At 49.8% G+C, this 19,240-nt stretch carries 23 protein-coding genes; 14 read left to right on the top strand and 9 right to left on the bottom strand.

Annotation, left to right across the window (positions count from 1 at the left end):
• Nucleotides 1–30: 30 nt before the first annotated feature.
• Both M4D81_RS04315 and M4D81_RS04320 read right to left on the bottom strand, forming a co-directional pair.
• The gene (locus M4D81_RS04315; protein ID WP_260064628.1) at nucleotides 31–321 is read right to left on the bottom strand and encodes a transporter; all 291 of its coding nucleotides are present in this window, start codon (nucleotides 319–321) and stop codon (nucleotides 31–33) included.
• 33 nt (nucleotides 322–354) lie between these two features.
• A complete protein-coding gene (locus M4D81_RS04320) occupies nucleotides 355–666 on the bottom strand; it encodes a hypothetical protein (RefSeq protein WP_260064629.1) in 312 nt (103 codons plus the stop codon).
• Between the two features lie 152 nt (nucleotides 667–818).
• Between M4D81_RS04320 and M4D81_RS04325 the strand changes: the two genes are divergently transcribed.
• The 5 genes from M4D81_RS04325 to M4D81_RS04345 all read left to right on the top strand — a co-directional run bounded on the left by M4D81_RS04325 (nucleotide 819) and on the right by M4D81_RS04345 (nucleotide 4,169).
• Entirely contained in the window at nucleotides 819–1,175 is a 357-nt protein-coding gene (locus tag M4D81_RS04325) for a nucleotide excision repair endonuclease (RefSeq protein WP_260064630.1), read from the top strand.
• Nucleotides 1,176–1,444: 269 nt separating this feature from the next.
• Nucleotides 1,445–1,774, top strand: coding sequence for an ArsR/SmtB family transcription factor (locus M4D81_RS04330; RefSeq protein ID WP_071220552.1), 330 nt, complete (start codon nucleotides 1,445–1,447; stop codon nucleotides 1,772–1,774).
• A gap of 29 nt (nucleotides 1,775–1,803) precedes the next feature.
• Entirely contained in the window at nucleotides 1,804–2,313 is a 510-nt protein-coding gene (locus tag M4D81_RS04335; RefSeq protein ID WP_071220551.1) for an SRPBCC domain-containing protein, read from the top strand.
• A 263-nt stretch (nucleotides 2,314–2,576) separates the two neighbouring features.
• On the top strand, nucleotides 2,577–3,638 hold the full coding sequence (locus M4D81_RS04340; RefSeq protein WP_071220550.1) for an LLM class flavin-dependent oxidoreductase: 1,062 nt from the start codon (nucleotides 2,577–2,579) through the stop codon (nucleotides 3,636–3,638).
• A 96-nt stretch (nucleotides 3,639–3,734) separates the two neighbouring features.
• A complete protein-coding gene (locus tag M4D81_RS04345) occupies nucleotides 3,735–4,169 on the top strand; it encodes a hypothetical protein (RefSeq protein WP_260064631.1) in 435 nt (144 codons plus the stop codon).
• Between the two features lie 16 nt (nucleotides 4,170–4,185).
• On the opposite strand, the gene M4D81_RS04350 is transcribed toward M4D81_RS04345, so the two are convergent.
• From M4D81_RS04350 to M4D81_RS04360, 3 genes are all read right to left on the bottom strand, one after another.
• Nucleotides 4,186–4,929: a zf-HC2 domain-containing protein gene (locus M4D81_RS04350; RefSeq protein ID WP_260064632.1), complete on the bottom strand. Its 744-nt coding sequence runs from the start codon at nucleotides 4,927–4,929 to the stop codon at nucleotides 4,186–4,188.
• Nucleotides 4,926–5,414: an RNA polymerase sigma factor gene (locus M4D81_RS04355; RefSeq protein ID WP_071220548.1), complete on the bottom strand. Its 489-nt coding sequence runs from the start codon at nucleotides 5,412–5,414 to the stop codon at nucleotides 4,926–4,928. Before M4D81_RS04355 ends, M4D81_RS04350 begins: the two co-directional genes overlap by 4 nt.
• An 80-nt stretch (nucleotides 5,415–5,494) precedes the next feature.
• Complete coding sequence (locus M4D81_RS04360) at nucleotides 5,495–6,193, bottom strand: Crp/Fnr family transcriptional regulator (protein ID WP_260064633.1); 699 nt, start codon at nucleotides 6,191–6,193, stop codon at nucleotides 5,495–5,497.
• 101 nt (nucleotides 6,194–6,294) lie between these two features.
• Here M4D81_RS04360 and M4D81_RS04365 point away from each other — a divergent pair, with 101 nt between their 5' ends.
• The 6 genes from M4D81_RS04365 to M4D81_RS04390 all read left to right on the top strand — a co-directional run bounded on the left by M4D81_RS04365 (nucleotide 6,295) and on the right by M4D81_RS04390 (nucleotide 11,255).
• Nucleotides 6,295–7,068, top strand: coding sequence for an HAD-IIB family hydrolase (locus M4D81_RS04365; protein WP_260064635.1), 774 nt, complete (start codon nucleotides 6,295–6,297; stop codon nucleotides 7,066–7,068).
• 137 nt (nucleotides 7,069–7,205) lie between these two features.
• Nucleotides 7,206–7,796 carry a TetR/AcrR family transcriptional regulator gene (locus M4D81_RS04370; RefSeq protein ID WP_260064636.1) on the top strand — a complete coding sequence of 197 codons (591 nt, stop codon included), beginning with the start codon at nucleotides 7,206–7,208 and terminating at the stop codon, nucleotides 7,794–7,796.
• Nucleotides 7,797–7,889: 93 nt separating this feature from the next.
• Complete coding sequence (locus M4D81_RS04375) at nucleotides 7,890–9,254, top strand: MFS transporter (protein ID WP_071220544.1); 1,365 nt, start codon at nucleotides 7,890–7,892, stop codon at nucleotides 9,252–9,254.
• 42 nt (nucleotides 9,255–9,296) lie between these two features.
• Nucleotides 9,297–9,911: an FMN-dependent NADH-azoreductase gene (locus tag M4D81_RS04380; protein WP_260064638.1), complete on the top strand. Its 615-nt coding sequence runs from the start codon at nucleotides 9,297–9,299 to the stop codon at nucleotides 9,909–9,911.
• A 321-nt stretch (nucleotides 9,912–10,232) separates the two neighbouring features.
• Nucleotides 10,233–10,631, top strand: a complete 399-nt coding sequence (locus tag M4D81_RS04385) for a hypothetical protein (protein ID WP_071220542.1) — start codon at nucleotides 10,233–10,235, stop codon at nucleotides 10,629–10,631.
• 138 nt (nucleotides 10,632–10,769) lie between these two features.
• Nucleotides 10,770–11,255 (top strand): DinB family protein, encoded by a 486-nt coding sequence (locus M4D81_RS04390; protein ID WP_260064640.1) that lies wholly within the window; start codon nucleotides 10,770–10,772, stop codon nucleotides 11,253–11,255.
• A 147-nt stretch (nucleotides 11,256–11,402) separates the two neighbouring features.
• Here the strand turns inward: M4D81_RS04390 and M4D81_RS04395 are convergent, their stop codons facing one another.
• The 4 genes from M4D81_RS04395 to M4D81_RS04410 form a co-directional block, all read right to left on the bottom strand.
• The gene (locus M4D81_RS04395) at nucleotides 11,403–13,352 is read right to left on the bottom strand and encodes an FtsX-like permease family protein (protein WP_260064641.1); all 1,950 of its coding nucleotides are present in this window, start codon (nucleotides 13,350–13,352) and stop codon (nucleotides 11,403–11,405) included.
• Nucleotides 13,342–14,103: an ABC transporter ATP-binding protein gene (locus M4D81_RS04400; protein WP_009591195.1), complete on the bottom strand. Its 762-nt coding sequence runs from the start codon at nucleotides 14,101–14,103 to the stop codon at nucleotides 13,342–13,344. The genes M4D81_RS04395 and M4D81_RS04400 overlap by 11 nt, the downstream gene beginning before the upstream one ends.
• 99 nt (nucleotides 14,104–14,202) lie before the next feature.
• Entirely contained in the window at nucleotides 14,203–15,207 is a 1,005-nt protein-coding gene (locus M4D81_RS04405; RefSeq protein ID WP_260064642.1) for a sensor histidine kinase, read from the bottom strand.
• Complete coding sequence (locus M4D81_RS04410; RefSeq protein ID WP_260064643.1) at nucleotides 15,204–15,893, bottom strand: response regulator transcription factor; 690 nt, start codon at nucleotides 15,891–15,893, stop codon at nucleotides 15,204–15,206. The genes M4D81_RS04405 and M4D81_RS04410 overlap by 4 nt, the downstream gene beginning before the upstream one ends.
• A 249-nt stretch (nucleotides 15,894–16,142) precedes the next feature.
• Here M4D81_RS04410 and M4D81_RS04415 point away from each other — a divergent pair, with 249 nt between their 5' ends.
• The 3 genes from M4D81_RS04415 (at nucleotide 16,143) to M4D81_RS04425 (ending at nucleotide 19,237) form a co-directional block, all read left to right on the top strand.
• Nucleotides 16,143–17,654 (top strand): copper amine oxidase N-terminal domain-containing protein, encoded by a 1,512-nt coding sequence (locus M4D81_RS04415; RefSeq protein WP_260064645.1) that lies wholly within the window; start codon nucleotides 16,143–16,145, stop codon nucleotides 17,652–17,654.
• Nucleotides 17,655–17,918: 264 nt separating this feature from the next.
• The gene (locus tag M4D81_RS04420; RefSeq protein WP_260064647.1) at nucleotides 17,919–18,872 is read left to right on the top strand and encodes a DMT family transporter; all 954 of its coding nucleotides are present in this window, start codon (nucleotides 17,919–17,921) and stop codon (nucleotides 18,870–18,872) included.
• Nucleotides 18,873–18,994: 122 nt separating this feature from the next.
• A complete protein-coding gene (locus tag M4D81_RS04425) occupies nucleotides 18,995–19,237 on the top strand; it encodes a helix-turn-helix domain-containing protein (protein WP_260064649.1) in 243 nt (80 codons plus the stop codon).
• Nucleotides 19,238–19,240: the final 3 nt, after the last annotated feature.

Here is a 19,240-nt window from a genome sequence, read left to right on the forward strand (position 1 = left end):
CTGCTGACTTCAGCCCTTGATGATAAGGGGTTAGTAACAGGTAAACGACTCGATCCTTCTTAAATCAAACCCCGAGAAGACCCATCTTCTTCCCGTCCATCGGAAACCGGCGACCGAGGTGCGGCCGACGAAGGTCGGAAAAAACCAGAAGCCAGGCCCAAATCTCGGCCAAATATAGGTGATGCGAAACAAACATCCTGTGATCGCTCCCGGGTCAACAGCAAAGACACTGGCCAAAGGTTGTTGGGGGATCGTGGTTGGAGGCGGGGATAAGGGCCCTTGCTGTGGTCCCTGAGGTCCTTGCGGCGGCATAAATGCCATATTGGGTTCACTCCTTAATCGGGTTATATGGGTTTAGGTATACAGCAGCGTAATGACAAGCAATTCGAAGAGAACTAGGGGGAGAATGACATTATTATAGTAACCGGGGCTGAAGCCGCGCTGGTTTTCGTACCCGGACAGACTCAAGTACAGAATCCCCTTCTCGCAATGCATGATCGTTCCTTCAAAAACATCACCGTCGAGCGTTTCGACACGAACCAGCTGATTCGCATGCTGCCCGCATAGATGGTGAATATGATCGCGAACCGATTTGATGTTGTGCGTCATGTTGGGTTCAGCTTGATATAAGGTTTGTTCCTGGTGTCCGGAATGTTGAATGCTCATATAAAAAAGACCCCCATCGTTAGTAGTCATACCTAGTTTCCATCCTATGCGGATGCCTAGTGAAGGGTGATTTTGAATTTCCCGCGTGGGCAAATAAGCAGATTAGTGATACGATTTAGATCAATATATGATTGAGGAAGTGAGCGTTAGTCGTGATCAATATAACCATTCCCAAGGTGGACGTTACCATTACCAAGGAGGCTGCTCCGGAGTTGAGCCACATTTACGGATTTACAGATTTTCACCTGATTCCAAGAGATCGGGGCGGGATCTTCATGTTCTACAACAGCAAGGAGGAGCTCCTGTTTGTTGGCAAAGCTAGAAAGCTCAGACCGCGAATCAAGAAGCATTTCGAAGATAGCGTCTCTCCGATCAAGGAGCATCGGGATGAGGTTACAAGAATCGAGGTCTGCGTCATTGAAGACGCCGTTCATCGAGAGATCTATGAGACCTATATCATTAATGAATTCAAGGCCAAATATAATGTAGACAAGGTGTTCTTTAAGTAAGGAATACGAAAGATAAATGACAAGAAGCAATAGACCTGGTCGAGTAAAAGACCCGCGTTTATTGCTTTTTTTTGTGTTGTGAAAAAAAATCAAAAAATAACTTAAATATTCCTTTACAGGAATATTCCTTTCGTGGTATATTGTTATCAGGAAATACGGCACACCATTAAATCAGCAAAAAAAGAGGTGATGATGGTGACGTGGACAGAGAGAACTGACAATCACCGTACACGCTATAGCAGCGGGTCTGTACCCGTCATCACTATAAGATGGAACTGAACACATTTAACGCTTTAGCCGAACCGAACCGTTTTCGTATTGTGAATCTCCTGTTGAAGGGTTCTTTAACGGTAGGAGAAATCGCTGAACGTCTTGACATTCGGCAGCCACAAGCCTCCAAGCATCTGAAGGTGCTGCTGGAAGCCGGTTTGGTAGAGGTAAGGGCGGAGGCGAACCGACGGAGCTACAAGCTGCGGTCGGAGCCGTTTCAGGAATTGGACCGTTGGCTTGATAATTACCGGAGTATATGGAACGAACGGTTTGACAACTTGGATGACTACTTGGAGAAGCTGCAATCGGAGATGAAGAAACGGGATTAAACACCATCTAATTCGAGGAGGAATATATAATGACAAATAAAATGATTACACGGGTAGAAGGTCAAGTGATCGTACTGGAGCGCGTATTTAATGCACCAAGAGAGCTGGTATTCAAGGTGCTCACCGATGGAGAGCATCTGAAGCAGTGGTGGGGACCTCGCGGATGGGAAGTTACCGTATCCGACATGGATTTCCGTCCTGGCGGCCAATGGCATTACTGCATGAAGTGTTTGGATCAGAATCAAGGGGATTTCTACGGTATGGAATCCTGGGGCAAATCGGTTTACCAGGAAATTGATGAGCCCGAGAAAATCGTCTACATCGACTATTTCTCGGATGCGGAAGGTAATATTGCGGAGGGGATGCCCGCAACCACGGTGACGATGACGTTTGAGGAATTGGATGGCAAGACCAAGCTGGTCAATCGAGGGGTATATGAATCAGCGGAAGCTCTTCAATCCGTAATAGATATGGGAATGGAAGAAGGCATTACCCAAACCTGGGATCGCCTGGAGGAATACTTGGCATCGAAACAATAAACCAATTTCAAATGTATCGCTAAATGGGTAGAATGAATGGCCGGAATCCGCGTGGATCCCGGCCATTGTTGTATTTTTTATGTATGGAATCCGCTGAATTCCAGTTATCAGTTAACTTGTAACTTGAAAAACCCGAGCTAAAAGTTCAATATAAAGATAATTGAATGATAGATAACGATGTTGACTGCCCGATGGCATGAAACACGATAACCTTTTTTGCCACGGTTCTGCCTCGCGGCAAAGCATAATAGGAGGAAATTATGATGGAAATTGGGGTTAGCTCGTTCGTAGAGACTTGGCCGGATGTGAAGACAGGCGAAGTGATAAGCCACGCGCAGCGGCTGCGCGAGGTTGTTGAGGAAATCGTCCTGGCTGATCAGGTGGGATTGGATGTGTATGGGGTAGGTGAGCATCATCGTAAGGATTATGCGGCATCATCGCCTGCGGTTGTGCTCGCCGCGGCTGCGTCCCAGACGAAGTGGATTCGGCTGACGAGTGCGGTTACGGTGCTGTCCTCCGCTGATCCGGTGCGGGTGTTTCAGGATTTTGCCACCTTGGATGCCATCTCGAACGGACGTGCCGAGATTATGGCGGGCAGAGGTTCATTCATCGAATCATTCCCGTTATTCGGCTACGATCTGAGCCATTATGATGAGCTGTTCGAGGAGAAGCTGGAGCTGCTGCTCAAAATCCGCGAGTCGGAAAAAGTAACCTGGCAGGGCGGGCATCGCCCTGCGATTCATAACTTAGGCGTCTATCCGCGCCCGGTTCAGAATCCGCTGCCGGTATGGATTGGCAGCGGAGGCAATTCGGAATCGGTTGTGCGCGCTGGCCTGCTCGGTCTGCCGCTGGTACTGGCGATTATCGGCGGAAGTCCCCTGCAGTTCGCGCCGCTGGTTAAGCTGTATAAAGAGGCGGCCGCTCACGCGGGACATGATGTATCAAAGCTGCCGATCGGCTCGCATTCCCATGGATTTATTGCGGAAGATACGGAGATGGCAGCGGACAAGTTCTTCCCATCCACCCAAGCCAGCATGAATGTATTGGGACGGGAGCGGGGCTGGGGATTCTATGACCGCGCAAGATTCGATGCGGCTCGAAGCTTCGAAGGTGCGCTCTATGTCGGAGACCCGGAGACGGTCGCCCAAAAAATTATTCATCTGCGCAAGCATGTGGGCATTACCCGCTTCATGCTTCACGTGCCTGTGGGAACAATGCCTCACGACGAAGTCATGAGAGCCATTGAACTGCTGGGAACCGAAGTCGCCCCTCGGGTGCGCAAGGAAATCGACCGCTGGGAAGCCGCGGGTGAACCTGCGGAGTAAGCTAGCAGCGCTTTTATTCATATGGAATGGAATTACACACGCAACTTTTTTCGGCCCGCATCGTTTATGACGTAAACGGACAAGGCGGTGTACACCTTGCGGGTTGCTAGATATTTTGTGCTGTGGTTCGTCTTTATATTTCTGTTTACCGGTGCGATCGTAGGCATGGAGTATATCGAAGGGTATAAGATTGCAACGACGGAATATTACGGCCTTCGTAATTTGGGTTTCGTGTTGGTGATCATCCCGATCTTACTGTCATCGCTCGTATATCCGGTGATCGTGCTCCCGTTATCGTGGCTAATCGGCAGCATGCGATGGGTTAGAGATTCACTTCTCCTGTATGCTCTGCTGTATGCCGTGATGTGGGCTGGGGTAGGGGGGGTTCTGTTCTACGAATGCTATGATGCTCGATTCATACAGGAATATGAACTCCATGTCAGTACCGCCGTTATTCTGTTCGGTACGGTCGGCTTGGTCTATGCTGGGATCGAGTGGAGATTATTGCGTAGATCCGTTACGACGGTTTAAAGGTCAAGAGACCGCTTCAGGGCCCAGATGGCTGCCCTGGCGGTCTCTTGTTTTCATTCTCATCACTCTTAAACTGTAACTCGACGGACTCGCTTGCCGGAGGCAGCCCCATGCCTTGTTCCCAGATCAGAATTCGGTCATCGGGCGTTCCCAGATAAAGGGCCCTGATCTGAACACCATCGCCAAAGCTCTTCTCATAGGCATTCCGCTCTTCAAGATCATGGGAATAGTACATGTTGGATAGCCCCATACCCGCGAACCTCTTGGATTTGATGATGGGGCGCTTGGGTGTTACATAGAAGTTTCCTTCCGCATCCGTGTCGTAGCTAGCCTGATTGACGTTGAAACCGTCGGTCATCTTCACATGATAGACAATGCTCCCATCCTTCAGCTGGCTAATATCGGATACTTGCATAACACGGGTAGGCACGTTGGTTATGTTCCATTTGAACAGGCCAGCATACACCAGGAACAGTAGTCCAACGGCTAGACAAGTGAGCAACAAACCTTTGGTAAACGCGATCCACTTGGTGCGCGACCATTGGGCGGCAACTTGCCGCAATCCGGCTCCCTCATCATGGTTTTGATCAATCGTTTGGGCTGGCAGCGGCATAGGGGAGCTCATATGGCTTAGCACCTCCCGGCAATCCGGGCAATCGGCTAGATGCTCTTCTACCAGGGCCTTGGTGTCTGCGCTGCACACATGATCATAGTACAAGGGCAGCAAATCCTGAATAATATCACATGAAACTCGGTTCACGGTCGATTCTCCTCCTTGTACAGGCTTTGAATTTTTTGCTTGGCTCGAAAGAAGGTGACTCTTGCCCAGCTCTCGGTTTTTTCGAACAGCTGGCTGATTTCGCCAAAAGACAACTCTCCGAACACCCGCAGCGTGAACACCTCTTTATACGGCTCGTCCATCAAGTGCAGAATCTGGTGGATTCGGAAAGCCTCTGCTTTATCGACGGTTTGCCATTCGATCTCCAGACCGCTGCTGTGCTCGACCTGCGAGGCCGGCTCATACCGCTTTTGTTTATCAAGATAGGAGAAGTATGTATGTTTAGCGATTTGGCAGAGCCAAACGCTTAGTTTGCACGTACCTTGAAACGAATCGATATGCTTCAGCGCTTTGAAAAACGTCTCCTGTGCGAGTTCTTCCGCAACATGCTCATCTCTGCTAAGCGACAGCAGGAACCGATACACGTCTTGAAAGTGCTGATGATAGATCTGGTGCAAATCCGTCACATATTCACCTCCTTGCCTATATGACCGGGTCAGGGCCGATTCGTTACAAGAACTTGAGAAAAAAGTTTCGGCCGGGCGATCTACTCATAGCGGATCCCATTCGATGCCGTCTCCATCGCGTTCCAGTCCAGAATGCGGATGGTCTGTCCGTTTCGCTCCAGAAACCCTTTTTGTGCAAAAGCATGCATGACCCGGTTCAAATGTCGGTGCGTGGTACCAAGCAAGCTGGCGATCTCCCTGATATGGTCGGTCTTCAGCTCCATTCCGAAGGAAGGGCTGGACCCCGGCGACATGGTGGACATAAGATAGCTGGCAAACCGGTTCTCGACCGATGCCAACAGATTGACGCGGGAAGCGGTCGTGCACGTCTGGAGTTTGTAGCTCAGGTGATCCAGCAAGGTGGATGTAAAGCGGGCGTTTGTCATTTCATGCAGCTTAATATAGTCAAAGGGCAGCCCGATAAAGAGGCATTCGTTAACGGCTTCAATCTGCGATTGGACCGGAACGTTTCGAATCAATTCAATATCCCCGATGATGGAAAAAGGATGGCCAAAGCGCAGAAGAAGCGATTTGCCGGTTTCGATGCTGGAGGTCACCTTAATCTTCCCTTGCACGAGGAACAGAAGGGAATTCATGGCGAAGCCTTCATACAGAATGATCTCGCCGGGCTCGTATTGCTGCAATGTAAAAGGCACAGGCCTGCTCAGGTCCAGCATGTTCTCGAATTGAAATTGTTCCAGCTTGGCTTTCAGCAATGGTGCGTCATGAAGTAGTTTCATGGGTCTTGGGGTTGCTCCTTTCTCTCCTGGACAAATGTCCTTCTCATTATACGATCAACTGCTATGATAAGAGCAATGAGAAGATACAGGAGGGCAAGGGCATGAAATTTGTATTCGATCTGGACGGAACGATCTGTTTTAAAGGGCAGCCGGTTTCGGACGAGTTGCTGAAGGCATTGGAGGAGCTGGTGGCGCAAGGGCATGAGGTTATTTTTGCTTCCGCCCGGCCGATTCGCGACTTGCTTCCCGTCCTTCATGAGCGCGTTCATCACTACCCGATGATCGGAGGCAACGGTTCGATGGTGGCGGCAGGGGGAAAGCGGGTCTCCACGACGGGCTTTGACAGCGAGGTGCTTCCGAGCCTTCTTCATCTGTTAACAACGTATAACGTGAGCTATTTGATCGATGGAGAATGGGACTATGCCTATACGGGTCCTGCAGATCATCCGATTCTGCTGAACTTAGACCCGCACAAGCTGGCCAAGAACGTGGCGCTCCAGGAGCTGAATTCGGTTGTGAAAATATTGATGCTGACCTCGGACCATATGGCGGAAGTCGAGGAGAGGCTGAGACAACTGGATGTCGTTGTTCACGTGCATGGAGGGGAAAATGTGCTGGATATCAGCCCTAAGGGGATACATAAATGGAGCGGGCTTCAGCAGCTGGGTGTGAAGGAGGGCGAGTATGTTGCCTTCGGCAACGATGCCAACGATATTACGATGTTCCAGCATGCGCTGCACGCGGTAATGATCGGTGATCATCCGCTGCTGGCACCGTATTCCTCGGAGCACCTTCCGCTGGATCGCGATATCGAGCATGCGATTGCGGAACGGCTGCAGGCGCTCGGGCGTCAATATGCTGCGACAAGTGTGTAGGTCCTGTAAGCTCCTTCGAGAAATAGGATTGGCCTATTTTTTGTTAAATGCTTGACAGAGCATAGTCGAGTGGAATATGATGGGTTCAATAAATGACAGTAAGTACTGACATTCCTAAGGGAAGAGGGAGAGCCTTCATGGAGCATAGTGACAACCTGAGCACGGATGATAAGCTGCTGCTGGCCGCGATCGACCTCATCTCTCGGAAGGGCTACAACGGGGTAACCACGCTGGAAATCGCTACGGCTGCCGGCTTAAGCGAGAAAACCTTGTTTCGTAAATTCGGGAGCAAGCAGAACCTCTTGGAAACAGCCTTTGAGCGCTATCATTATGGTGAAGAAATGACAAAGCTGTTTGAAGAGAAGCTGATAGGAGATTTAAGCGAAGACTTGCTTCTTATCAGCCGGACGTACCATGAGCTGATGATTCGGAATCGGAAGCTGATCACGATCAGCGTGAAGGAGAACGATAACTTACCGGGCCTGCGGGAGATCACCAGTAAACATCCCAAGCAATACATGGATGTATTGACGAAGTATTTTACCGTGATGACCGAGAAGGGCAAAGTGATCGCAGGCGATCCGGAGGTGCGGGCCATTTCGTTCATGATGATGAACTTCGGGGCGTTTATGAATGAGCTGGACTCGGAGGAACTCTTCTCTTCGGTGACGCTTGATGCCTTTATCGAGGAAAGCGTGCGGATTTTTGCTAGGGCATTAACCCCCTAGTATTTTTTTCAAACAGAATGACAGTAAGTACTGACGGTCATAACTGCTGTGTACCGAATTTACAAAAGAAGCCAATGAGAGGTGGTTCAGGAGATGGAAACACAGAGATTAATGCGCGTTGTGATGTTCACCTTATGTCTGTCCGCGATGAGCGGCTTGATGTTTAACTTCGTGCTGCCGGACATGCGGGAGGAATTCGGCCTGACGACGGCTCAAGTCAGCTGGGTCAGTTCTTCATATTCCTTGATCTACGGCGTCGGAACAGTCCTCTATGGGAAGCTCACCGAACGGATTCAACTTCGAAATCTGATTACGATCGGACTGCTCCTGTTCGCGGTCGGATCGCTCGTCGGCCTGTTCTCGCAGGTGTTCTGGATGGTGCTGGTCAGCAGATGTCTGCAGGCCGTCGGAGCCGCGGCGATTCCGGCAACAGCGATGTTAATTCCGATACGCTACATTGCACCCGAGCGAAGGGGATCGGCTATGGCCACGGCATTCGTGGGATTGTCCATCGGCAGTGCGCTCGGTCCCATCGTGTCTTCACTTGTAGCCAGTATTGCGGATTGGCGCTGGTTATTCTGTATTCCGCTGCTGATCTTAATCACGATTCCTTTATATCGAAAATACTTGAAGGAAGAAGAACTTCAGTCCTCCGGCCAATTCGATTGGTTGGGAGGCGGACTGTTAGCGGCTGCAGTCACCTTTCTCCTGCTCGGCGTCACGAACGGATCCTGGTGGCAGCCTCTTCTTGGGCTGTTGGCTATGGGGCTGCTTATCATACGTATTCGTACGGCCTCCGTACCGTTTGTAGATCCGGGATTATTCCGGAACAAAAGCTATACCCTCCGATTAATCGTGATGTTTATCGTTAGCGGCATCGGGTTCTCTCTGCATTTTCTAAGTCCGTTGTTGTTGTCGGAGGTACAGGGGCTCTCGCCAGGGTGGGTTGGTTTTGTCATGGTACCGGCCGCAATCGCGTCGGCCTTGCTAGGTAAAGCAGGCGGAAGGCTTGCGGATGGGAGGGGGAATACGTATCTCTTCCTTGTGGCTGTCGGATTATTGCTGGCATGCTTTGCGCTGTTATCTACTTTCATTGGCATATCGCCTGTTCTGATCGCGATCTTTTTGATTCTCGGACATGTGGGGCAGACGTTTGTCATGATTGCGTTATCCAATTCCGTTTCCCTTAGCCTGCACAAGGAACAAGCGGGAGTCGGAATGGGACTGATGCAGATGCTGAATTTTATATCGGCGGGCATGGCCTCGGGTGTGTACGGCAAGATGCTGGATATCCAGTCCGGCATCCACTGGAATCCGGTCCACTTCTATACGGAAGGGAACCTCTATAGCAATATCTACCTAGCTTTGGCTGTGCTGCTGATAGCCATCATGCTGTTCTATTATGTTCAGTTCGGTCAAAGAGAGTCCAAGGGGATTGTGTTGGAAAGCCCAAATTAAGCATTTCATGTAACATCATCATACATTATGGAGGAGATTTATATGACAACAACCTTATTTATCAAAGCCAATAACCGCCAAGGGTCTGTAACGGGAAGACTATATGACGCGTTTCTGGAGAGCTATCGGGTGGCCCAACCGAAGGATACCGTAATTGAAGTGGATCTGTATAAGGAGCAGATTCCTTATCTGGATGAAGTGATGATTAACGGAAATTTTAAGTCTGCTATGGGCATGGAACTCACACCGGAAGAAAAGGCTATGAGTGATATAGTCACCAAACATCTGGAGCAGTTCATAGCCGCAGACAAGGTGGTGTTTGCGTTCCCGCTATGGAACCTGACCGTCCCGGCTGTATTGCATTCGTACCTGGACTACATGCACCATCCGCGCAAAACCTTCCAGTACACGGAGCAAGGATTGGTGGGGCTCTTATCCGACAAAAAGGCGGCCTTATTGAATGCCAGAGGCGGCGTATATGCGGAAGGAGACACGTCGGAGATGGCGGTGAGCTTCGTTAAGAATCACCTGAACGTATTCGGCATTACGAATGTGACAACCCTTGTGATTGAAGGGCATAATCAATTCCGCGACCGGAGTGAGGAGATCATTGAGCAGGGATTGCGGCAAGCTGCAGAGGCAGCTCAAGGATTTTGAGATAGGGTGTTGCAGAAGGAGGGCCCAGCCAACCATCGGCTGGGCTTTTTTTATTTGCGTGGATGGTGGTGTGCAGAAGGATAATCCGTCACCTTCGAGAATATCAAGTGGCATAGATGTGAGGGGAAACGGGAAGGTGTTGATAGTGGGATGTCGACATACGAGTACTATAAAGAGATTATCGCGGAGATTCCAGGCCGTTCGGAGGAAAGACTGCTTTTGGGGCAGGCTTTTTTTGAATAGTGATGAACCCATATATATGGCGGACTAAATATGTTGAGAAAGGAAATCCTAAGTAGAAAACGAAAAAGGTGAACTCGCATGAAGTCACGATTCTTCTTCTGCCTGCTGCTCGCAGGCGGGCTCCTTCTATCAGCCCCTGGAAGCTCAGCGTATGCAGGACCGGAAGGAAAGCCTAGAGAGCAGCAGCTCGAGAAGGCCTTGCTGCAGCAGTTATACCCGGTTATCCGATCGTCCCTTCAGGACATATATAGGGAGACGTATCCTGCTTTTGGCTGCGAACGAATTGTATCAATCAATGAGCGGACGACGATGGCGAAGGATAACCAACAGGCCCGTCCGGTTGACGCGATGCATGGGGCAAGCTATTTTGAGATTACGGTGGGCCTGTGCAAGGAAAGCGGGGAGAAGATCGAGCTGCGTTTCAAGAATGATACGCCAACAGCGCAGTATTATTTGGACTTGTTCCATGTGAGGTAGACGCCTTTTGCTGACAGGCTAGTCGAGAAAGAATGATTTTAATCATTTTCTGCGAATCACAGGACTTCATCCTATAGTAAAATTAGTCATGATTTGTGATGCTGCTTATTACAAGACTCATGAAGGAGTGAATGACCCATGGCGCATGCAAATGATGTTCTAATGAATCAGCTGTTAGCGAATGCAAATGATCCCAGCTGGCATATCCCGTTCCAGCAATCCGTGGAGCATCTGACCGAGGATGAAGCGTTCTGGACACCTGCCAACGATAGTCACAGCATTGTCGAGATCATACAGCATCTGCTGTATTGGAATGAAACGTGGCAGACGCGGTACCGCGAATCGCGGGTCGACGCCGTTCCTTCTATTGGAGACAACCATAAAAGCTTTATCATTCCGGATAACGCAACCTTTGCCGAGCTAAGAGACCGATTGCTGCAGGTCCTATTGCGTTGGCAGGACCTGCTGTCAGCGACCAAGCTGGAGCAGGAAGTGAATGGATTCCCGGTACCGGCCAAGTGGTGGGAGATTGTGAGCAATGCTGCTACGCATAATGCCTATCATATCGGTCAGATTGCGTATATCCGCAAGCTGCAGAAGAGCTGTACCCCCTTAGAATGGTAACCGATGGTTTTTATCACCCCTTAGAGTGTTCCATGGTTGAAATCTCGTACAGCTTCGTTGCTCTCAGGTTGCTAATGACATCTCCCTGCACACGCAAAATGCATGGATGGTACCCGAATTTTCCCTGGGCCCACCCATGCACCTCGTTTATAACGCTTCTTTAATTACCCGTTTATAGAACATGACCGATAACAACCCGAATATGGAATACAGTGCCGTATACAGCAGCATAACCATGACCATGGGCAGCCAGAGCTCGGTTCCGAAGAAGAACCAGCCGGATTTAACGGCGAAGTAACTGTGGGACAACCCGACAACCAGCGGAATGCCGAAGTTGAACAGCTGCTTGATCTGAATCCCCTTCAGCAGGTTTCCTTGCGTGAAGCCCAGCTTCCGGAGAATGGTATAATTCGGCTTCTCCTCTTCACCTTCATCCATCTGCTTAAAGTACAGGATACATCCTGAAGTAATCAGGAAGGTAAGTCCCAGGAATCCTACGATGAACATGATTAAGCCCATGTTGCTCTTCTGGTTGAAAATCAGTTCCGGCTGTGAGAGGTTCCCTGTTTGCTCGCTAATGCCGAGACTCTTTAAGATCTGATTGGCCTGATCCACAGAGATCGGATCCACAATATCGATGCCGTGATAGACATTGGTCTTCTTCTGGATCTTCGGGTCCAGATCCTGAACCAGCTTATCAAATACGGTCTGGTCCACGATCGCCGTCGGGAGCCCGCCGCTTGCAAAATAAAAGGATACGTAAGCTTCCTTGTCCAAGCCGATTAGCTTCTGCTTAAAGCTTTGTTTAGAGCTTATGAATTCAATTTCCCCTGTGGTCTGAATCGCCATAAATTGCTGGATCGCGTCACTGTATCCCGTGAACAGCGTCTCCTCGGGCGAAACATCCACGCCCTCTACGCTGGCATCGCTGATCACCGGGATGATCATGGAGCTGGAATCCACTTGCCCAGAGATCTCCAGGCTGGCGCCGATAATATTGGATAGGTCGGCATTCACTTGAATCACGTCGCGGTTCGTCTGCTTAAATTCGATGTCTTCATCGGTAAGCGCCTGCATGAAAGCCCCAAGATCCTTCTGGTCCGCAACCGCAAAGTGGTTGGGCACGCTCTGCTCGGCTGATTTCTCCGCAGAATAGTACGAGATATAGCTGAGTGACAATAGTCCGATCGCGAGTGCGGATACGGTCGTGATGATCGTTAACAGCAGCGCATTGGATTTCATGCGGAACATGATCGAGGAGAGGGACAGCACATCGTTCAGGGATAAGTAACCGCCTTTGCTCTTCCGGATTGCGTTGAATAGAAAGCTGACCGACCCTTTATAGAACAGATATGTCCCGATGATAACCGATCCCAAAATCAGGATCATGGCCATGAACAGCTCATTCATGGTGGTGAAATCTCCACTGAACAGCTTGGTCGATACATAATAACCGAGAAGGATGAGTCCGATGCCGAGCAGTCCGAATAACATTTCGGCGAAGGACATTTTCTTAATTTGGTTCTCGGTTGTGGATACGGCTCGGAAGAGGGACAGAATGCTCTGTCTTTTGATGAATGTATAATTCATGATCATAATCAGAACGTAGATGACGGCAAATACAATCACGGTCTGGATCATCGCCTCGGTGGAGAAGGATAGAGCCGCTTCGGTATCTACGCCGGTCACCTTGAACAGAATCATAAGGATTAAGCGCGAAGCCGCGAAGCCGACAAAGATGCCGATGACCATGGAGCCGAAATACAGAATCAGGTTCTCCGCACTGAGGATCCGGAATATCTTGCCTTTGGTCAATCCGATGAGCTGAAACAGCCCGATCTCTTTACTGCGCCGTTTAATAAAAATCGTGTTGGCATACAGCAGGAAGATGGCAACGATCGCCACAAGCAGCACGGAGGCGGCTCCAAGCCCGGCTGCACCCTTGACCGAGCCTTTGACTTCATTCATGGCCGGATCATATTGCAGCGTGACAAACGAGAAATACAGACCCACGCTGAAGATGAGCGCAAATACGTACAGATAATAATTCTTAATATTCTTCTTCAGATTCCGGTAGATCAGATAATTAATGTTCATTCTGAACACCGCCTAGCACGCCCTGAGTTTTGATGATGTCATTGAAGAAGGCCTGCCGGGACTGCTCACCCTTGTTCAGCTGGGTATAAATCTGTCCATCCTTAATGAAGACGACCCGGGTGCAATAACTGGCGGCCACGGGATCATGGGTAACCATGATGATCGTGGAATCGATCTTCTGATTTAATTCGCTTAGCTTGTTCAACAGATCGGAAGCGGACTTCGAGTCCAGCGCCCCTGTCGGCTCATCGGCAAAAATAATGCTGGGATCATGGATAAATGCGCGAGCCGCGGAGGTTCGCTGCTTCTGTCCCCCGGAGATTTGGTTCGGATATTTATCCTTGAGTTCGTAGATGCCAAGCTCGGTCGCGATGCGTTGGAATTTCTGATCCGCTTCCTTTTTCGATACTTTCTTAATGGAGAGCGGCAGCAGCACGTTTTCCTTGACGGTCAATGTATCCAGCAGGTTGTACTCCTGAAAAATAAAACCCAGATGGTGCTTCCGGAACTCCGCCAGCTCCTTCTCCTTCAGGCCCGTAAACTCCTTACCCTCGATCTTGATGCTGCCGAGGCTCACTTTATCGATCGAGGAGAGTACGTTCAGCAGCGTGGTTTTTCCCGAGCCCGATGCGCCCATGATGCTGACAAACTCGCCTTTATCCACGCGGATATCGATACCCTTCAGCACTTCCTGTTTATTGAATTTGTTGCCGTAGCTTTTATGAATTTGGTTTGCTTCAAGAATTGCCAATTTCACTCACTCCTTCGTTATCTGTCCTTATCATAAAGGAGTCGCAGCGCCTTTTCCTTCGATTCGCCGAACAAAGTGCAAAAGCATGTGACATTGTTGTCACATGCCGGTCATGCTAACAAAATCATTCCGTCTCGGAAAGATCAAGGTGAAGGTGGTGCCTGTGCCCGGCTTCGATTCCACCTGAATGCGAATCAGCAGGGCATCGGCTACTTTTTGCGTCAAATAGAGCCCCATGCCGGTTGCGGCACTGTCCTGATGTGAGGTGGTCGAGGTGAAGCCTTTGTCGAAAATACGAGGCATGTCCTTCGGATCAATGCCGCGTCCGGCATCCTGGATGGTAAGTCTGACATGGTCATCCCTGAGATCGCTCTCGATGAGGATGTCCGAAGCGTTGCTGTATTTGACCGCGTTGGTCAGCAGCTGGCGGATGATAAAGCCCAGCCACTTGGCATCGCTGAGCACTTCCGTTACCTCAAGGGAAACGTCGAATCCGATCCCTTTCTGCATGCACCAGGACTTGAGCGCACGTATTTCCTGGAAGATGATCGGCTCGAGCGCGGATTCTTCGATTAGCAGATCATTCCGGATAAAGGGGATGCGCTTCTGGTGCAGCTGCTGGTCAAGCAGCAGGTGGATGCGGAGCCACTCATACTGGAGCTGAGCTTTTAACGTCTCATCTTCCATGCGCTCGATCATCAATTGCATCGTGGTGAGCGGCGTTTTCACTTCGTGAATCCAGGATAACAGCTCGTCCTTCTCCCCTTGTATCTCCATTAGACGCATGGAGGATTCCTTCTTGAAGCGCTCCGTTTGAAGGGAGAGGATATCCATGGCAATCGCCTCAAAGGGGTGCTCCGGCTCGCTGATGGCGGCTAAATCGTAGGTGTCATCCCACGTCTGAAGGCTTTTGTAGAACTTGGTTTCCCGGTTGTACCTCACGAACAGAAACACCAGGAAGAACAGCATCGACAGAAAAACGATATAAAGGATGGGTAAGAACGGGATCTGGGAGTCCACGGCGGCTATGAACAGAAACAGCAGCTGCAGAAACACGAAGAACAGAATCCAGCTTAGTCGTTCCCGGATGTAGGCGATCATCATGCATGCGCCTCTTCCGTGGCGATATAACCTTGTCCCACCTTGGTTTCGATGTAGGGATCAAGCCCGAGGGGCTCCAGCTTCTTGCGCAGCCGATTGACGTTGACCGTTAACGTATTATCGCTGACAAAATGCTCGTTGTCCCATAAGCTCTTGATCAGATCCTCCCGGCTGACGATTTGATTCTTTCGCTCCATGAGGATTTTCAGAATGAACATCTCATTCTTTGTCAGTTCAGCGGTGCCCTGAGGGCTGCTAATGGTATTTTTACCGAATTCGACGGTGGCTCCGCGCCAAGTTCTCAGCTCGGCCCGTTCGGTATTGTAATTGTATACCCGGCGCAGAGTGGCCTGGATTTTGGCAATCAGGACATCAAAGTGGAACGGCTTCTGAATGAAATCGTCGGCTCCAAGCTGCATGGACATCACCATATCGGTCGGATGATCGCGGGAAGACAGGAAGATAATCGGCACGTTCGAGTGGGAGCGAATCATTCGGCACCAATGGAACCCGTCAAACTTCGGCAGCTGGATGTCGATGATGACCAGATCGGGTTGAACCGCTGTAAACTCCTGAAGTACGGCGCTGAAATCGCGTACGCCATAAACGTTATACGACCATTGAGACAGTCGCTCCTGCACTTCATGGAATAGGGTCACATCGTCTTCGATTAACATAATTTTAAACAAGAGATTCACCACGCTTTATAAGGTTGTTCAAAGCCCTTCAGCAAGCTTTCCCGGTGCTAAAAAAGCTGACTATTGCTTGCAAATTACTACAGTTTTCATTCCCAGTGTATAGCAAAATGTCGATATGTGCTATCTGTGGGACCCATCCGCGTGTGCGTATATGACGAGGCTTAAATACCTATTTACAAACATTTCCTACCTTCCCATAATAGAAATGAGCCTATGACCTGGGAGGGGACAAATATCGTTATGTATAAGAAGTTCAAGTGGTTGACTGTACTCATTGCAGCTGTGCTGGTTGTTATGACAGGATGTCAGGCCGTCGGGGGACTGGATATCAACAAGGCGTTGCTTACCAGTCTCGATGTTAAATCCAGCGAATCCAAGGCAAGTATTCGATTCGAGGTGGTGCCATCGGACAAGGCCCTATCGACTGAAGATAAAGAAGCGATTGATCTCATTAATTCGTTATCTCTGAATATGGACCATGCCATCGTGCAGGATAGCAAAACGGTGTCTATTCAGGGCAGTATCCAATATTCGGACAAGAAGATTCCGCTTCATGTGTCCATGGATTCCAAAGGAATGGCGATTCAATTAGAAGGCGCCAAGCAGCCGTTCTATTTATCGATGGATACGACCGTTCCCGGATTGCCTGATACCAGCCAATACGAACAGGCGATTCAGGATGTCGTGAAGAAGGCTGCAGGACTTGTGCTGAAGCATTTTCCAAATCCATCAACCATTGCGGTGAAGTCCGCTCAGGAGAAGGTGAACGGGGAAAGCCTGAACCTGACGCATCTCCACATGGAGCTGACCGGTGAAGAGATCTTGAACATGGTTAAGCCTTTCGCCGAAAGTCTGCTTAAGGATGAAGCCGGCTTGAAGCAAGTGATCGGCGATGCGTATGATGCCATTTATCCGATGATAACCAGCATCGGCGAGGCCTATGGCGAAGACGTAGAACTCCTGCCACAGGAATCCAAGGAGGAGGTCGTCGCATCGCTCTACGAGATCGTGCATGGCGCACTGATCGAATTCACGGAGAACTATGATGAACAGAAGGAACAGTTATTGGAGGTGCTACCGGGATCCGAAACCGTCTTTGGTAAGGATACGATCCTCAAGCTGGACTACTACTTCGATGAGCAGCTGAATACACGCAAGAATGCGCTGGAGCTGACTGTCGCGCTACCGGCTTCCGAGGACCTGCCATTGAAAGCATTCAAGGTGTATTCCGAAGGTGAGGTCTGGAATATCGGCGGCGCAGTGAAGGCCAATCAGGTGGACACGTCCAAAGGCGTGCTGGACGTTCTGAACGATTCGGTGACACCGGGTCAAGTGCTGCGGAACTTTGAGAAGGACTCCCTCATCTATAATGTGTTGAAGGATGATCTGAAGATCACACACAAAACGATGTTTCTTAGTCCCGTAAGCGATGATTATGGATATGGTGTAATCAAGAAGAACAATCAGAGCTTCGTTCCGCTTCGTTACTTGACAGACCAATTGGATGCCGAAGTGAAGTGGAGCAAAGGCTCCAAGAAAATTACAGTCATTAATGATCTGACAGGGGAAGAAATCGTATTGACCGTGGGCTCCAAAACAGCCAGCGTCGGCGGTAAAAACGTGACGCTGCAGGAAGCTCCATTCGTTCATACCAACGGATCTACCTTCGTTCCGCTCCGGTTTATGGCAGAATCGCTCGGTGCGACGCTTCACCTGGAGGGTGATGGCTGGATTTCGATTAAACGTGATTAGCGCTGATTGTTATGGATAACGGGCTGGCCTGGGTATGCCTGTTATGAAACGTATACAAGTTAAAGTATAGCGGGGCTGTTTCCTATCATCTTGGAATGGTGGGAAACAGCCTTTTTGTCATTCCTTCCTTCATCGTATGAACTGTACCGGTACAGTTGCAGTTATTTCAAATCGTAATGGGGTTCTCCCTGCCGTAAGATAAGTAGCAAATGCATCAACCTTCTGGTTGTCCTGCAAAAGAGAAGATGAAGGAGAACACATATTATGAATATACCGCATACAAGCCGTGCCTATGCCGCCGCGTTAGGATATACGGCCATCATTGGTTTTTCGTTTATGTTTGTAAAGCTGGCGCTGATCCATGCTAACCCGCTGGACACGCTGGCACACCGATTCACCATTTCGTTCATTGCCGCATCGCTCGCGCTACTCATAGCCCGTAGAAAGGTCCCGCTGGATCTGAAAAGGCTGCTGACCATCGTGCCGCTGGCGATATTCTATCCGTTCCTGTTCTTTACGCTGCAAACCTTCGGTTTGGTCTACACCTCTTCGGCCGAGGCCGGAATCATTCACGCTACGGTACCGATCTTTACGATGCTCTTGGCATCGCTGCTATTAAAGGAACGCTCCAGCTGGGCACAGAAGCTGTTTACCGTGTTGTCGGTGACAGGGATCATCTCTATCTTCGTGTTGAAGGGGGTTTCCTTCGAGGCCTCGAGTACACTCGGGATTGTGCTAATTCTGCTGTCGGCGCTATCCAACGCCATTTACAGTGTGATGGCCCGCAAGCTGACGCAGAAGCAGCCGGTACTGGATATAACGTTCATCATGTCGATGATCGGATTCGTGCTGTTTAACCTGATGTCGGCCGCTCAACATGCTGCGCAGGGGACGCTTGTACATTATTTTGACCCGTTCATGCATCCGTCCTTCGTATGGGCCGTTTTGTATCTTGGCATTCTGTCCTCTCTCGGGACATCGCTACTGTCGAATTATTCCTTATCCAAGATGGAGGCATCCCGCATGGGCATCTTTAACAATCTGGCTACCGTGGTCACGATCTTTGGAGGTGTCGCCTTCTTGAATGAAGAGCTGGCTTATTATCATGTCATCGGCGCAGCACTCGTCATTGTCGGGGTGATCGGGACCAGCCTTGCCGGGAGATCCAAGAGCGCTAGTCGTAAAACGCTTGGGCGGAATGAATCCAAACCTGCTTAATCTGGTTTGTTGTCGAGACGACTCTCGTTAGCTCCTAAACAAAATTAGGCTTGAGATATTAGGTAGCACCTAATAAAATAAGGTGTGAGCTAATATTTTTCATGGAACGGGAGGGGGACCCTTTGCTCGAATGGATGCTTCGTAATGTGATGGCGGAGAGAGGGATATGGTCGGGAGCGGCTTTGGCGCGGCTGATGAAAGAGAAGGCGAATTACAGCTTATCAGCTGCTTCCATTAGTGCCTTGCTGACGAACCAGCCCAGGCAGATGAAGGCAGAGACGTTAGATGCCCTTTGCACAACCTTAGAGTGTACTCCAGGTGACTTATGGGTGCATACACCTCCTTCTAGAATTAAGGGGGCTTAAGTG

Source organism: Paenibacillus sp. p3-SID867, from assembly GCF_025142895.1.
Classification (GTDB): Bacteria; Bacillota; Bacilli; order Paenibacillales; family Paenibacillaceae; genus Paenibacillus_AQ.

Bases quoted from the DNA above. Each gene is read 5' to 3' on its own strand.
- M4D81_RS04370 (WP_260064636.1), top strand. From the start codon at position 7,206: ATGGAGCATAGTGACAACCTGAGCACGGATGATAAGCTGCTGCTGGCC.
- M4D81_RS04320 (WP_260064629.1), bottom strand. From the start codon at position 666: ATGAGCATTCAACATTCCGGACACCAGGAACAAACCTTATATCAAGCT.
- M4D81_RS04405 (WP_260064642.1), bottom strand. From the start codon at position 15,207: ATGATGATCGCCTACATCCGGGAACGACTAAGCTGGATTCTGTTCTTC.
- M4D81_RS04360 (WP_260064633.1), bottom strand. From the start codon at position 6,193: ATGAAACTACTTCATGACGCACCATTGCTGAAAGCCAAGCTGGAACAA.
- M4D81_RS04340 (WP_071220550.1), top strand. From the start codon at position 2,577: ATGGAAATTGGGGTTAGCTCGTTCGTAGAGACTTGGCCGGATGTGAAG.
- M4D81_RS04380 (WP_260064638.1), top strand. From the start codon at position 9,297: ATGACAACAACCTTATTTATCAAAGCCAATAACCGCCAAGGGTCTGTA.
- M4D81_RS04330 (WP_071220552.1), top strand. From the start codon at position 1,445: ATGGAACTGAACACATTTAACGCTTTAGCCGAACCGAACCGTTTTCGT.
- M4D81_RS04415 (WP_260064645.1), top strand. From the start codon at position 16,143: ATGTATAAGAAGTTCAAGTGGTTGACTGTACTCATTGCAGCTGTGCTG.
- M4D81_RS04365 (WP_260064635.1), top strand. From the start codon at position 6,295: ATGAAATTTGTATTCGATCTGGACGGAACGATCTGTTTTAAAGGGCAG.
- M4D81_RS04390 (WP_260064640.1), top strand. From the start codon at position 10,770: ATGGCGCATGCAAATGATGTTCTAATGAATCAGCTGTTAGCGAATGCA.
- M4D81_RS04315 (WP_260064628.1), bottom strand. From the start codon at position 321: ATGGCATTTATGCCGCCGCAAGGACCTCAGGGACCACAGCAAGGGCCC.
- M4D81_RS04375 (WP_071220544.1), top strand. From the start codon at position 7,890: ATGGAAACACAGAGATTAATGCGCGTTGTGATGTTCACCTTATGTCTG.
- M4D81_RS04395 (WP_260064641.1), bottom strand. From the start codon at position 13,352: ATGAACATTAATTATCTGATCTACCGGAATCTGAAGAAGAATATTAAG.
- M4D81_RS04420 (WP_260064647.1), top strand. From the start codon at position 17,919: ATGAATATACCGCATACAAGCCGTGCCTATGCCGCCGCGTTAGGATAT.
- M4D81_RS04385 (WP_071220542.1), top strand. From the start codon at position 10,233: ATGAAGTCACGATTCTTCTTCTGCCTGCTGCTCGCAGGCGGGCTCCTT.
- M4D81_RS04335 (WP_071220551.1), top strand. From the start codon at position 1,804: ATGACAAATAAAATGATTACACGGGTAGAAGGTCAAGTGATCGTACTG.